At 61.8% G+C, this 668-nt stretch carries 1 protein-coding gene; it reads right to left on the reverse strand.

The annotated features are described in order from the left end of the window. Positions 1–668, reverse strand: a 668-nt coding sequence (locus tag Q3C01_RS44860) for an IS30 family transposase (protein ID WP_458151747.1), incomplete at both ends; no start/stop codon positions are given.

The raw sequence follows: 668 nt of genomic DNA on the forward strand, positions 1-668 counted from the left end.
AGCGCCTCTGCCGGCGTCTTCCAGCCTAAGGTCTTTCTCGGTCGAGCATTGAGGGCTGCTGCCACGGCGGCGATTTCGTCAGCGCTGTGGATGCTCAGGTCAGTGCCTTTCGGGAAGTACTGACGCAGCAAACCATTGGTGTTCTCATTGGTGCCACGCTGCCACGGGCTTTGCGGATCGCAAAAGTAAACCTGGACACCGGCATCGATCTTGAGGCGATCATGCTGGGCCATTTCTGCTCCCTGATCCCACGTCAGCGAACGGCGAAGCTCTTCAGGCAAAGTAATGATGGTGCGTGTAATCGCGTCGCGCACCGCTTCGGCCCCGTGTCCCGCGAGCGCCGGGCCGTTCTTCATGCGCGGATTCTCGCCATGCCCTGAGAGCCGAGGAAGATGAAGCAGCATCGTGAAGCGCGTGGAACGCTCCACCAACGTACCGATTGCCGAACTGCCAAGCCCAAGGATGAGATCCCCTTCCCAGTGGCCTCGCACCGCACGATCGGCTGCTTCGGCAGGGCGTTCGCTGATCATGATCTCCGGTGAGACAAAGCCTTGGCCTCGCCGGCGCACGCGCGCTCTGGGCACCCTTAACACGCGCCCGGTTCGCAAGCAGGCCGTCAGTTCACGGCGCAACGCGCCCCGGCTCTGAACAAAGAGGGCCTGATAGAT

This window comes from Bradyrhizobium sp. UFLA05-109 (assembly GCF_054185165.1).